13 protein-coding genes are annotated in these 13,500 nt (G+C 58.0%); 4 read left to right on the forward strand and 9 right to left on the reverse strand.

Features of this window, described 5'->3' with window-relative positions:
* Positions 1-110: 110 nt before the first annotated feature.
* From AC2FIS_RS09695 to AC2FIS_RS09725, 7 genes are all read right to left on the reverse strand, one after another.
* The gene (locus AC2FIS_RS09695) at positions 111-1,124 is read right to left on the reverse strand and encodes a P1 family peptidase (protein WP_496773093.1); all 1,014 of its coding nucleotides are present in this window, start codon (positions 1,122-1,124) and stop codon (positions 111-113) included.
* Positions 1,125-1,205: 81 nt separating this feature from the next.
* Positions 1,206-1,952 (reverse strand): SDR family oxidoreductase, encoded by a 747-nt coding sequence (locus AC2FIS_RS09700; protein ID WP_058279346.1) that lies wholly within the window; start codon positions 1,950-1,952, stop codon positions 1,206-1,208.
* Between the two features lie 60 nt (positions 1,953-2,012).
* On the reverse strand, positions 2,013-2,432 hold the full coding sequence (gene arfB, locus AC2FIS_RS09705) for an alternative ribosome rescue aminoacyl-tRNA hydrolase ArfB (RefSeq protein ID WP_058272882.1): 420 nt from the start codon (positions 2,430-2,432) through the stop codon (positions 2,013-2,015).
* 263 nt (positions 2,433-2,695) lie between these two features.
* The gene (locus AC2FIS_RS09710) at positions 2,696-3,340 is read right to left on the reverse strand and encodes a queuosine precursor transporter (RefSeq protein WP_496773094.1); all 645 of its coding nucleotides are present in this window, start codon (positions 3,338-3,340) and stop codon (positions 2,696-2,698) included.
* 91 nt (positions 3,341-3,431) lie between these two features.
* The gene (locus AC2FIS_RS09715) at positions 3,432-4,316 is read right to left on the reverse strand and encodes an esterase-like activity of phytase family protein (protein WP_496773095.1); all 885 of its coding nucleotides are present in this window, start codon (positions 4,314-4,316) and stop codon (positions 3,432-3,434) included.
* Entirely contained in the window at positions 4,289-5,152 is an 864-nt protein-coding gene (gene mepA / locus AC2FIS_RS09720) for a penicillin-insensitive murein endopeptidase (protein WP_496773097.1), read from the reverse strand. The genes AC2FIS_RS09715 and mepA overlap by 28 nt, the downstream gene beginning before the upstream one ends.
* Positions 5,149-6,516, reverse strand: coding sequence for an MFS transporter (locus tag AC2FIS_RS09725; protein WP_496773098.1), 1,368 nt, complete (start codon positions 6,514-6,516; stop codon positions 5,149-5,151). Before AC2FIS_RS09725 ends, mepA begins: the two co-directional genes overlap by 4 nt.
* A 132-nt stretch (positions 6,517-6,648) precedes the next feature.
* Here AC2FIS_RS09725 and AC2FIS_RS09730 point away from each other — a divergent pair, with 132 nt between their 5' ends.
* From AC2FIS_RS09730 to yaaA, 3 genes are all read left to right on the forward strand, one after another.
* Entirely contained in the window at positions 6,649-6,939 is a 291-nt protein-coding gene (locus tag AC2FIS_RS09730; protein ID WP_108860000.1) for a YggT family protein, read from the forward strand.
* An 86-nt stretch (positions 6,940-7,025) separates the two neighbouring features.
* The gene (gene recQ / locus AC2FIS_RS09735) at positions 7,026-9,065 is read left to right on the forward strand and encodes a DNA helicase RecQ (protein ID WP_496773099.1); all 2,040 of its coding nucleotides are present in this window, start codon (positions 7,026-7,028) and stop codon (positions 9,063-9,065) included.
* A gap of 35 nt (positions 9,066-9,100) precedes the next feature.
* The gene (gene yaaA, locus AC2FIS_RS09740; RefSeq protein ID WP_109313672.1) at positions 9,101-9,871 is read left to right on the forward strand and encodes a peroxide stress protein YaaA; all 771 of its coding nucleotides are present in this window, start codon (positions 9,101-9,103) and stop codon (positions 9,869-9,871) included.
* Here the strand turns inward: yaaA and AC2FIS_RS09745 are convergent.
* Complete coding sequence (locus AC2FIS_RS09745; protein WP_109313673.1) at positions 9,862-10,323, reverse strand: VOC family protein; 462 nt, start codon at positions 10,321-10,323, stop codon at positions 9,862-9,864. The two genes, yaaA and AC2FIS_RS09745, sit on opposite strands and share 10 nt — an antisense overlap.
* Before the next feature lie 9 nt (positions 10,324-10,332).
* Positions 10,333-12,537 carry a response regulator gene (locus AC2FIS_RS09750; protein WP_496773101.1) on the reverse strand — a complete coding sequence of 735 codons (2,205 nt, stop codon included), beginning with the start codon at positions 12,535-12,537 and terminating at the stop codon, positions 10,333-10,335.
* Positions 12,538-12,652: 115 nt separating this feature from the next.
* Here AC2FIS_RS09750 and AC2FIS_RS09755 point away from each other — a divergent pair, with 115 nt between their 5' ends.
* On the forward strand, positions 12,653-13,498 hold the full coding sequence (locus AC2FIS_RS09755; RefSeq protein ID WP_496773102.1) for a 2-keto-4-pentenoate hydratase: 846 nt from the start codon (positions 12,653-12,655) through the stop codon (positions 13,496-13,498).
* Positions 13,499-13,500: the final 2 nt, after the last annotated feature.

Genomic DNA, 13,500 nt, shown 5'->3' on the forward strand with positions numbered 1-13,500 from the left:
TTTTGCTCCGATACGAATTGGCTGCACCGAATGGACCGTCGGCGCAAAAAAGAGTCAACGCGCAGATTGCCGCGCGAGGGCACTGTGCCACTGCGGCATATAGGCCGTCCTTAACTTAAGTCATGTAGTGCGGACCAACAGGGTAAAAGATCCCCCGGCGCTGGCGAGGCAAGATATACGGCCCGCGCAATCGCCCGCGCCAGACAGATCGAAGCCACGTGGCCAAGGAGTCCCAGTTCAGCCTCTGGAAGGTCGTGATTGCCTGTGCTGACGCCGAACACCAGATCGCCATCGCCTGGTGTGTGCGCGGGAACAATCGCCCGCGCGATCCCGTCATGGGCGGCCACCGCCAATCTATGGCATTGCGGCTTGGACAGCACCGCGTCAGTGGCAACAATTGCGATGGTGGTGTTGGTCTTGTCCGGCTGGGCGGATCGCATTGCTTTGACCTTAAGACTGGTCATGATACGACCAAGACCTGTGTTGGAATCAGGCCCTAAACCGCCGAATTCGTCGCCGATTTCAAACGGAGCGGCCCAAAAATGACGGTCACCGGGCGTGGTGACACTGCCTAGCGGATTGGCGGCAACCAATGCGCCAACCGTGACGCCGTTTTCCATCACAATCGAGGCGGATCCGAGCCCACCCTTTTGCATGGCAGCCAACGCACCAGTACCTGCGCCAGCAGTACCCAGATCGAACTGATCGGACGCTCCCTCGAATGCGCGGTGCCCCAGCGCGCGATAGGGGTTCTCGGCCCAGGCTTTGTCACCGCCGTTAAGCAGGTCAAACAGGATCGCCCCCGGAACGATGGGAACGACGACACTGCCAACCTCAAACCCGCGATGTTGCGCCCTAAGCGCGTCAGCTACTCCGGAACAGGCGTCCAGGCCAAAGGCCGAGCCACCGGATAGAACGATGGCATCCACGCGCGACACAGATTTGTCAGGTGCCAGCAAGTCGGTTTCCCGCGTGCCTGGCGCACCACCCATCACGTGAACGGAGGCCGTGAAGGGTTCGGGTGACGTCAGAACGGTTGCGCCGGATTTGAGCGCGTCATCCTGAGCGTTTCCAACCAAAAGGCCGGGGACATCGGTGATCAGGTTTCGGGGTCCGGGGGTCATTGCTTTGTCAGATGTAAGAGCAGAAGAGCGCGCAGGCGCGCTGCCTCCGGCGGGGATATTTCTTGCCAGATGAAGAGCGGATCAGATGCAGCGGCCACCGTCGACCTCCAAAGCTGTGCCGGTGATCATGCTGGCCTCGTCGGAACATAAGAAACAGGCGGCGTTGGCCATATCCTCTGGGGTTGAGAAACGGCCCAGCGGGATGGTCGACAGGAACTTGGCGCGAATCTCGGGCGTATCCTCGCCCATAAAGGACTTGAGCAGGGGCGTTTCCCCTGCAACCGGGCAGATGGCGTTTACCCGGACACCCGATGGGGCCAGTTCGACCGCCATGGTCTTGGTCGCGGTGATCATCCAACCCTTGGAGGCGTTGTACCAGTTGAGATTTGGGCGCGGCGACAGGCCAGCGGTCGAGGCCACGTTCAGGATTGCACCAGTACCACGCGATTTCATATGCGGAACCAATGCACGGGCCGTTAGATAGACAGATTTCATGTTCACGTTGAAAACACGGTCGAAATCCTCTTCGCTCACATCCTCCAGCGGGGTGGGAAGGTGGGTGACGCCGGCGTTGTTGACTAGGATATCGAGATGCCCCAGTCGATCAAAGGCTGCGTCTGCCATCGCCTCAACCGATGCGCCGTTGGCCAGATCGACCTGATGGGCAAAGGCGTTCGGGCCCAATTGATTGGCCTGAACTTCGGCCGCATCACCGTTGATATCGGCGATCATGACGCGGGCACCTTCAGACAGGAATTTCCGCGCGATCCCGGCACCAAAGCCTGATGCGCTACCGGTCACGATTGCGGTTTTTCCCTCTAACCTCATGATCTTGTCCTTTTGCAGCTGCGCAAAATCAGAGTAGCGATGCGCCGCAAAGATACCAGATCAATCTTCGGGTATCTTGCCGCGCAGGGCTTTAACGTCTGAGCGTGCCTTTTTGGAAGCCAGACGTCGCTTGACCGAACCATAGGTGGGTTTGGTGGCGATACGGCGCTTGGGTTTAACCATAGCGCGGGTGATCAACTCGGCCAGCCGGTTGCGCGCTATTTCGCGGTTGCGCGCCTGACTGCGGGTTTCGTCGCATTGAATGATGATCGCGCCCTCTTTGGTCCAGCGTCGCCCCGCCAGTCGCTTGAGCCGCGATTTGACGGGATCAGGCAACGAAGGTGAGCGCGCCGCCTCGAACCGCAATTCGACGGCAGTGGACACCTTGTTGACGTTCTGCCCGCCGGGACCGGATGAGCGAACAAAGCTCTCGGTCATTTCCCAGTCTTGCAGGGTGATATCGTCGGTGATGCGCAACATGAGGCTGACCTTACAGGCCTGATCCGAAAACAAAAAGGGCCGCCCCGCATGGGACGGCCCTTCGAAAGCTCAGGAGGTTGGGTCGGTTAGATCAATCGACCAGCCGGAGCGAGCGCTCCGCCAAGGGCTGCCTTAACAGGCGATCCCCCCGGTTGTTCCAACACCTCTCTCCAATCCCTTTCTCGACATTGGATCACCTCCTTTCAATCTGTTTCCGTTACCCGAAATCGTGCCACGAGTTGCGCGAAACGCAAAGCGTTTTTTTACGCGGGCTGCGCCGTCAGCCGCGCCACGATCACTTTGAATGGGATCAATGCGATCAGGGCCAGCGACAGTTTTACCAGCCAATCCGCAAAGGCCAGCGATACCCATAGGGGAGCCATCGGGCCGGTCAGCATGAAGGGAACGGGTTCCCATGCCCAGCTGATTGCCGCGTCGGCATCGGCACCAAAGATTGTGACAGAGGCCGAGAAGGCGATGGTGAAGAACAGTGCCGTATCCAGCGCAGACCCAACCAGAGTCGAGGCCAGCGGCGCACGCCACCAGCGACCGCCGCGCAGTTTGTTGAACACCGCAACATCAGTCAGCTGAGCGATCAGGAAACCGGTACCCGACGCAACCGCGACCCGCAACGGTACGGCGGCATAGGTGAATCCGTCACCCTGCAGAATGATCTGCGTGCCGATCAGCGAGCAGATGATACCGGTGACGAAACCGGCGAATACCACCTTGCGGGCAGCCTGCACGCCGTAGACACGGTTCATGATGTCCGTGACCAGAAAGGCCACAGGGAAGGTAAAGGCACCCCAAGTCAGGAGGCCGTCCAGCAGAAGAAACTGGACCAGAATGTTCGAGGCCACAACAATGGCAGCCATGGCAATGATGCCGGGAATATAAGCGCGTTGCATTTTCAGATGCCCGTTTTGACAAGGTAGCGGCGACTTGGCCAAGGGACCGTCCCAAGGCAAGCCGCGCTTCTAGACCTTTGCTTTAAGCGAGTCAATCGGGCAAGGCATACTCGACCAGTTCGGTGCGCTGAAGCGCCAGAAAATTGTCATCGGACACCATCGTAGCCCGCAATCGGCCCTGATCATCGCGCCATACAGATAATCCTTCGAGGTTGTCATGTGCACCGGTCTCCGTTTGGAACAGAACCTCTTCGGCACGTGGGATGTCGCCATCCAACTGCCAGCGCCGCAGACGTGAACGGAACCCGGTCCAGCCTACATCTCGTTCCAAAACGTAAAACCTGCCATCCGGTCCAAAATCTGCTGAAACTGGAAGGTATTTTCCCCGTTGCGGCAAAACAAAAGGCGTCGACCACGCCTGACCGTCCCATCGATAGACGGGGATGTCACCTGTCGCCGTTCGGTTTTCCTCGGGCATAGTGAGAAGGTGACCACGTTGATCAATGGCCAACGCCTCGAGCGAGCCGTTGAGCTCAAAGTCATCGAACGCCTTGGGCCGCGGCAGTACCTGCGCTTTGGTCCCTGGCGCGGGGTAATATGCCACGCGGTGCGTGTTTTCGAACGAGACATAAAGACCGCCATCGGGCGCAATGGCTATGCCTTCGGAATCCCCGGCACCTCCGATCAGGGGGCGCCCCCGGCTGGAAATGAGAGGCCAGTTTCCGGTGATATGAATATCCGAAATTTCGTCATCATTGCGCTCGACCCGCGCGGTGATCAGCGTCGACCGATCGGTCATTCCCATCAAATGGCGGCCATCATCCGAGATGTGGATGGCAGAGAATCCGCCAAACCATTCGGCCGGGTGACGCCATGTGAAACTGCTCAGATGGCTGGACGTATTGTGATCAACTGCCCAAGCCGCCCCGGCCAGCATTATCGCGACGATCAGTTGGATTGCAGAACTTGTGTGCATTGCTGAGGCAGATCGGCCAATCGGTATTCACGCCGTTTCTTGGGCGCTGGGGCATTAGGGTCGGGCGGGGGTGGGTTAAGGATATTGTTCACCCATTGCTGCGCTTCGGCACAGCCATCCCCTTTTGGCGGGGAATCTTGATTAACGCAACCTTTAGAACCGCGTGGGCATTTCAGGCGCACGTGGAAATGATAATGATGACCCCACCAGGGCCTGATCTTGCGCAAATAGGCACGATTGCCCTTCTCGTTTTTGCACATTTCCACCTTGGCACCGGGAAAGACGAAAATACGCGCAACACGCTTGTCCTTTGCGGCCTGGCGCAGCACGGCATGGTGTTGTTGCGTCCAGTTACCGTTGACAAACGCGCCATTCGACCGGCGCAGGGAAATTGACGAGATATTCTCACGCGCCTTGCGGCTTAAGCGCATGTTGTCGCCGGGCAGCATCCAGATATCGATGTCCAGACCCAGCTGATGGCTGCGGTGCCCGGATGTCATCGGCCCACCGCGCGGCTGACTGATATCGCCGACGTAAAGCCCGTTCCACCCGGGCTGCTTGGCCGCGAACTTGCTGAGATCCTGCACATAATCGATCGCCTCAGGATGCCCCCAATTGCGATTGCGTGACAGCCGCATCGCCTGCCATGTCGGTCCCGTTTCGGGCAATTGCACCGACCCTGCAGCGCATCCACGCGAATAACTGCCGAAGGCTGCGGATTTTTGCTGCGAACTTGCTTTCTGCGCCCCGAACAACTGCTTTGCCAGAGGCTGCGCTGTAGCAGTGTTCGTCAGAACCATCGCGGCCAGTATCGTCAAAAAACGTAATAAAATCATCTACTCTGATCCCCTTCCGGTTTCACCCAGCGCATCAGTATTAGTCCCAGAATAAACAACAGAACGATGGGTGACACCCCCAGTCTGGCACTGCCGGTTACAGTTGTGGCTATTCCGATCAGTAAGGGGGCGGCAAAGGCTGTGGCACGCCCCGACAAACCATAAAGTCCAAAGCTCTCGACCGGGGCTTTTGGGTCGGTGTGACGCACCATCATCGAACGGCTGGCGGATTGCAGAATACCGCCCATACCGCCGATCAGAACCCCGCAGCCAAAGAACACCAGATCAGGCAGGCCGGACCCTTCGGGTAAAGACATGCCAAAGATCTGTGTGCGGTCCATCGACACGATGGTGATGCACACAAAGATCAGCACCCAGATGGCCACCAAAATCACCGGTTTAGGGCCGTATTTCTTGTCCAGTTTACCGCCGACCCACGAAAACGCAGCCGCAGCCAGAACGCTGACGATACCAAAGACTCCGATCTTGATCAGGTCCCATTCCAGCACCAGTCGCGCATAAACACCGCCAAAGGTGTAAAGCCCGTTCAACGCGTCACGATAGAACATAGATGATCCAAGGTAGGTGGCCAGGCTGACCCGGTGGCGCAGATTGGAAATCGACTTGACCAACAGGCGCAGCGCGTCGCCCACATTACCTTTTTTGTCGGTCGGCGCATCATCCCGGACCCAAAGGAAATAGGGGATCATGAACAGAACGAACCAAACCGCCGTGAATGGCCCCACGAAACGCGTGCCCTGCTGCATTGAGGCATCCAGCCCAAACAGCGGATCCATCCCGATCAGGGTCTTGCCGTTGGCCTGCTCGACGAACAGCGCCAGCATGATCGCAAGTGAGATCAGCCCACCAAAATAGCCAAAGGCAAATCCTGACCCCGAAATCTCACCAACCTCATTTTCGTCCCCCAAATCGGGCAGCTGCGAATTGATGAAGATCAGCGCGTATTCCGCGCCAACAAAGCCCAAACCAAAGGCCGACAACATCAGCCACATATTCGACCCGTCGGGCATCGTGTACCAAAGCGCGGCGGACCCCACCGCATACATCACCGAAAACGCGAAAATCCATGGCATTCGGCGACCCGAAACATCCGCCATGGCCCCCATCAACGGCGCGCCAAAGGCGATGATCAGCCCAATAATGGTCATGCAATTCGCCCACACCGTCTGCGCCCGCGCATCGGCTGCGTCGGCACCCAGACCGGACGTCAGATAATACTCTGCCGCAACTCCGGCAAAGTAGGGACCAAAGACAAATGTAACCAGCAAGGTGTGATACGGTTGACTGGCCCAGTCGAAAAACCACCAACCCCAAATGCGCTTGCGCTTGGAAATTTCTGCCATGACTGCCCCTGTTTATCGTTGTCTTCATAAGACGGGGCTTTGGTCTAATTCGCAAGGGTTCTGTTAGCGCACACTTGCTCTTTGCCGCGCTAGCTACTACCTCTCGCGAAACGTGACTTGGAGTATACGAATATGATGGCAATTTTCGGCCCGATCGACTTGGTATTGAGCATCGCCTATTGGTTCGTCTTGATTCAGGTCATAATGAGCTGGCTGATCAACTTTCAGGTTCTGAACCTTCATCAACAATTCGTTGCCCAGATTTGGTACGGATTGAATCGGATCCTGGAGCCGATTTATCGCCCTATTCGCAAAGTGCTGCCCGATCTTGGCGGCATCGATCTCACGCCTTTGGTCGTGTTGATCATCATCATTTCACTGCGAAGCTACGTCCTGCCGGAACTCTTTCTGGCCCTGAGCTGAGGCTGATCCCTCTTGTTCACCGAATCTTAGTATGTGATTGTCCTGTCTTAAGAGCAGATAAACCTTAAAACAGGGCAACCCCGCACATGTTCGACGCCGCACCGATGCTGCGAGATGTCTTTGGATTCGACGACTTCCGCCCCGGGCAGGAAGAGATCGTCGATGCCGTGACCGCAGGTGAAAACGTGCTGGCGATCATGCCAACTGGTGGCGGTAAATCCCTGTGTTTCCAACTGCCTGCGTTGATGCGGGATGGCGTGACGGTGGTGATTTCCCCGCTGATCGCCCTGATGCGCGATCAGGTGCGCGGGTTGCAAGAGGCCGGCGTTGAAGCAGGTGCTCTGACCTCGGGCAACACACCCGAAGAAACAGATGCCGTGTGGGAAGCGCTGGAGGCCGGGCGGCTCAAGCTGCTTTACATGGCCCCCGAACGTCTGGCGGCAGGGTCGGCGCTGGGGATGCTGCGCCGGATCAACGTCAGTCTGATTGCCGTGGATGAAGCCCATTGCGTCAGCCAGTGGGGCCATGATTTCCGGCCAGACTATCTACGGATCGGAGAACTGCGCCGCGCGCTGGGCGTCCCCCTCGCCGCTTTTACCGCCACCGCGGATGCCGAAACGCAAGACGAGATTGTCGAAAAACTGTTCGACGGCACACCTCCCAACAAATTCCTACGCGGTTTCGACCGCCCCAACATCCATCTGGCCTTCGGCACCAAGGATGGCCCCCGTAAACAGATCCTCGACTTCGCCGAAGCGCGCAAAGGCCAGTCGGGCATTGTCTATTGCGGCACCCGCAACAAAACCGAGGTGCTCGCGCAAGCCTTACGCGCCGAAGGGCATTCCGCCTGCCACTACCACGGCGGGATGGAGGCCGAGGATCGCCGTATCGTCGAAACCCGCTTTGCCCGCGAAGACGGGTTGATCGTGGTTGCCACCGTGGCTTTTGGCATGGGCATCGACAAACCCGACATTCGATGGGTCGCCCATGCGGACCTGCCCAAATCCATCGAAGCCTATTATCAGGAAATCGGTCGTGCGGGCCGTGACGGTGGCCCTGCCGAGACGCTAACTCTGTTCGGCCCCGACGATATCCGCCTGCGCCGCTCGCAAATCGACGAAGGGTTGGCCCCACCGGAACGCCGCATGGCCGACCATGCACGCCTGAATTCTCTATTGGGTCTGGCCGAGGCATTGGAATGCCGCCGTCAAACTCTGTTGGGCTACTTCGGTGAACAGGCAGAACCTTGCGGAAAATGCGATCTGTGTGACGCCCCACCAGAGGTGTTCGATGGCACCACGCCCGTCCGCATGGCGTTGTCCGCGATCCTGCGCACCGAGGAATGGTTCGGCGCCGGCCATCTGATCGACATCCTGCTCGGCAATGAAACCGACAAGATTCTTGCGCGACGCCATGACCAGCTATCGACCTATGGGATCGGCAAAGAGTGGTCCCGACCCCAATGGCAGGCGATCTTTCGGCAGATGATGGGGTATGATCTGGTCCGCCCGGACGCCGAACGCCACGGCGCACTGCAAATGACCGAGGCTGCCAAGCCCATCCTGAAGGGTGAGGCCCGGATCAACCTGCGCAAGGACACATTGCGCAAGGCCGGACGTCGCCCGGCGGTCAAAATGATGGTGTCCGAGGAAGACGCGCCGCTGCTGTCGGCCCTGAAAGCCAAACGGCGCGCTTTAGCCGAAGCCGCGCGGGTTCCGGCCTATGTCATCTTCCCCGACCGCACGCTGATCGAAATGGCTGAGAAACGCCCCATGTCCCTAGACGATATGGCCCGAATTGGCGGGGTCGGCGCGAAAAAGCTGGAACGTTACGGTGACACCTTTCTTGAAGTCGTCGCCGGTGAGGTTGAAGCCGTTCATCCCGCGCGCCGCAAATTGGCCGGCCGGGATCAGGGCAATATCTATGACCAGTTGCTTGAAGTGCAGTCGCAGCTGTCACGCGGTCCGGAGGGGATCGACAAGCCGCTAACTTGCTCGGCCTCGCAACTGGCCAAGGTCGCACAGTTGCGATCAGATGACCCGCGCGCGATCGAACATGTTCTGGGTGACCGCCGTCACGAAAGGTTTGGAGCCGCCTTTCTGGACGTGCTGCGACAGACGGACTAGATACGGCCCAGAACAGGCAAGGAAAGAGAGCGGATATGCTGGTAGTTATCTCCCCGGCCAAGCGGCTGGACTGGGCGGAACGGGATGTCGAAGTCACGCAGCCAGACTTTCAGGACGATGCCATCCGTCTGTCGAAAACCGCTCGCAATTTGACGCTGGGTGATCTGAAAAAGCTGATGGACCTGAGCGATGATCTCGCGCGCTTGAACCGCGACCGGTATCGCGCGTTCTCAGACGCGCCCGAGGCGGATGTGACACGCCCCGCCGCGCTGGCCTTTGCGGGCGACACCTATCAGGGGCTCGAAGCTGCGTCGCTGGATGCTGAGGAGATGGCCTGGGCGCAGGATCATCTTCGCATTCTTTCCGGTCTGTACGGTGTGCTGCGCCCGCTGGATTCCATTCAGGCCTATCGGCTTGAGATGGGCAGCAAGCTAAAAACCCGCCGCGGAAAGAACTTGTATGAATATTGGCGCGATCAGCTGAGCAAAGCGCTTAATGCGCAAGGTGCTGAGGTTGGATCGGACGTTCTGGTCAACTGCGCCAGCCAGGAATATTTCGGCGCAGTAGACCCTAAAGCGCTAAAGCTACGCGTTATCACCCCTGTTTTCATGGAAGACAAAGCCGGCACGCCAAAGATCGTGAGCTTTTTCGCCAAAAAAGCGCGCGGTGCGATGGCGCGGTATGTCATTCAGCACAGACTGGACGACCCCAAAGGACTGCTGGACTTTGACTCAGGTGGCTATGAATACCGCCCCGATTTGTCAGAAGAAAACAAACCCGTCTTTGTGCGGCCCTATCAGGCCTGATCCAACATAGATGGGTCATAAGCGACGAGTTCAACAGTATTGCCTTCGGGGTCTTCGGTGAAGATACCGCGCCAACCGATCCATCCGAACTGCTCGATCCGGTAGGGCTGGCCAAGGTGGTCATACCACTGCATCACTGCTTCTTGTTCGTCGAATGGCAGCGACAATGCGATGTGATGCAGGGATGACGCTCCACCTGTCACCGGTTTTTGCGATCCGATAGGATGCAGGCCTAGTCGCGGAGCAACTGTGTGGTGAAACAGGGCCAGGACCTGCGTGTGGCCACTATATCCGGGCGCAATCTGGAAGAAGGTGATCGCGCTGTTGTGGTCACCGCTAAGACGCTTTAACCCGATCACGTTTTCATAAAACGCGACCATGGCGGCCATATCCACACAGCGGATGGCAATCTCACCCAGCGCGCGGGGCTGAAATCCACGATCTTCAGACATGGGTTCAATCTAGTCAGCCCGGATTTCCTCTGCAACAACCGGGCAACAATCATCCGGCCTATGGGTCAGAACCATCTGGTGAATCGTCTGCTTTTGCAGCGGTTTGGTCAGGTAGTGATCCAGCCCGGCAGATAAGATTCCCTGATCGTCACCAGCCACCGCATGAGCCGTCAGGGCGACAATAGGAACATGACGGCCAGTCTCAATCTCACGGCGCCGGATTTCGGCTGTGGCCTGTTTGCCGTCCATTTTAGGCATCGAGATATCCATAAAGATAAGGTCTGGGTCAAATTCCTGATACGCCTGCACCGCTTCGATACCATTGCCGGCAAAGCGCAGGTCGATGTTCAGATCTTTGACCATCTTCTTAAGGATCAGTTGATTGGTCCGGTTATCTTCGGCCGCCAGAACACGCATGATACGCTGCGTTCCTTCACATGCGGGTTGGTTAAGTTCCTGATTGATCGGTGGCATCTCGACGCCCTTTGGGGGGCCAAGCGCTTTCAGGCGCGCGTACAGCTCGGCCCTGGGGATCGGCTTTTGCAGAACGCCTTCGATAAGGTGGCGTGCGGGGTGGGCGTGAATGACACCGGGATTGGCCGACATCACGACAATCGGCAGAGCGCCCCACCCCCTGTCTTTCAGCATGACAGCCAGCTCAAGCCCGTCCATGTCGGGCAGGTCATGATCGCACAGCAGAAGGTCCACACTGTCGTCCAGCGCCGTCAGCGCCTCTCGCCCCGACGTGCAAACGGTGCCCTGAACCCCCAGCCGCCCTAGCTGTTTGGACAGGATCGCGCAGTTGGCGGCCAAATCCTCGACGATCATCACATGGCGCAGGCGCCCGTCAAGATCGGGCGGGGCAGGTTGCGGGCCTTCAGCGGTCGGCAGTGAGACACGAAAGCCAAAGCAGGACCCCTGCCCCGGCTCGCTATCCACCCAGATAGCACCACCCATTAATGTGATCAGTCGCTTGGTAATGGCAAGGCCCAGACCGGTCCCCTCAAAGGCCCTGTTCCGTTCGTCTTCGACCTGATTGAATTCACCAAAAATGTGCCCGATCTTGTCTTCGTCGATGCCGATGCCGGTATCTTCGATTGCAACATGCACGTCGCAGGATTGGGTATCCGGGTTCGGCACACCGGTGACACGGATCAGGACATGGCCCTCGGACGTGAACTTGACTGCATTGCCGACGAGATTGGTCAAAACCTGCCGGACCCGCCCCGGATCGCCGACAAACAATGTGGGCAGGAACAGATCGTAATCCACCAATAGCGTCAGACCTTTATCGCGCACGCTGGGTTGCAGCAGCATCGCGACTTCAAGAATGCAGCGTTCAAAGTCGAACTGTTCCGGGTGCAGGGTCAGCTTGTCCGCCTCGATCTTGGAATAGTCCAGGACGTCGTTGATAATCACCAAAAGCGCTTCGCCCGAATTGCGGATGGTGTTCAAATACAGCCGTTGTTCTTCATCCAAAGGTGTTTCGGTCAGCAATTCGGTCATGCCCACGATACCGTTCATCGGGGTTCGAATTTCATGGCTCATATTGGCCAGAAAGGCCGATTTGGCGCGGTTTGCTGCCTCGGCCCGTTCACGAGCAGCGGTCAATTCGGCCTCATGCCGCACGGATGCGGAGATGTTTAGGGCCAGGCTCACCACATCGCCACCATGACCGCGCTGGTCGATCAGCTTGATATAATGGCCGTTCCACAGCCGGATAACCTCGGGCTGGGGGTGCGGCATCGCCCATCTCTGCAGCATTCTATCGCGCCAGCCGGGCGTCGGCTCGGACCCAAGATCAATCAGCCCCTCGGTCGTCAGGATCTCCAAAATCCTCGGATAGGTCACACCCGGCGCAACCTCTTCCAGCCCGTCAAAGACGCTTAAGTAAGCCGCGTTTGCCCCAATCAGGCGACTTTCCTCGTCAAAGAACGCGAATCCATCCTGAATGGTTTGGATTGAATGCCACAGGCGACGCTCGGCCACCTCGATTTTGGCGTTGGCGACCGTCAGATCGGATTTGACCTTTTCATTCTCACCCCGAACCGTTTCAACCTCGGCCTGGGTTTCACCGATCCGCTTGGTCAATGCCATCGCATGCAGGCCCAGTTTGCGGTTTGCAGCCGACAGCTCTGCCTGTTTCATTTCCAACAACCGCTCGGCCGCCAGACGTGCGCGCCGTTCCTGTGACAGTTTTCCTGCAAGACTCATCTTTGGTGTTTCCGGGACAATCTGCGTCCAGCATCCGGGCAGAGAGTGAAGAACTGTTTAAGCCGTTGCCCAATGATCGAACCTCATGCCACTCTTGCCAAAACGGAGGTGTGATATGCGGTGTTTCTTCGGCGCGTTGTTGGCCTGTGGCGTATTTGCTCATCCTGTGGCGGCGGGCTGCGCAACGGATGGTCAGATCGATCGGTTCGTCGCGGATTACCTCTCAGCTACGCCTACATCTGCCCTTTCGCCTGATGGCACAATGAACGATGCACTGTGTACGCAAGCGCGAATAGTGTACGCATTAGAGCCACATTTAGGGCCGGTCATCGGCTACAAGGCCGGTCTGACCAGCGCGCCGGCACAAGAAAGGTTTGGCGCGTCGGAACCGGTGCAGGGCGTTTTGTTCCGCGACATGATGCTGGATGACGGCGCGACCGTTCCATCAGACTGGGGTGCGCGACCGGTTCTTGAGGCCGATCTGGTGCTGGTTGTTGGCACAGCGGATATCAATCAGGCCACGTCGCCAGAGGAGGTGCTGCAAGGCGTCTCAGCCATCCGCCCGTTTATCGAACTACCTGACCTGACCCTTGCCGAGGGTGAACCGATCACCCCTGTCACGCTGACAGCAATTGGCGTTGCTCCGAAACTGGGCGTTTTGGGTGCAGAAATTCCTGTGTCCGATCCGGCAGCTATAGTGCAGGCATTGGCCGATATGACCGTCACACTCCGCGCCGCAGATTACGAGATTCTGGCGCAGGTACCGGGCACAGCGGTACTGGGGCATCCGGCCAATGCCGCCCTTTGGCTAATGTCAAAAGGGATTGAATTTCAACCCGGGGACCTGATTTCCGTCGGATCATTCGGGCCGTTATTCCCACCTGCGAAGGGTAAAGGCGGGGCATCAGTGTCTTACGACGGATTACCCGGCAATCCCACGGTCAGCGTGGTGTTTGACTGATC

This window comes from Ruegeria sp. CDSB113, from assembly GCF_059611045.1.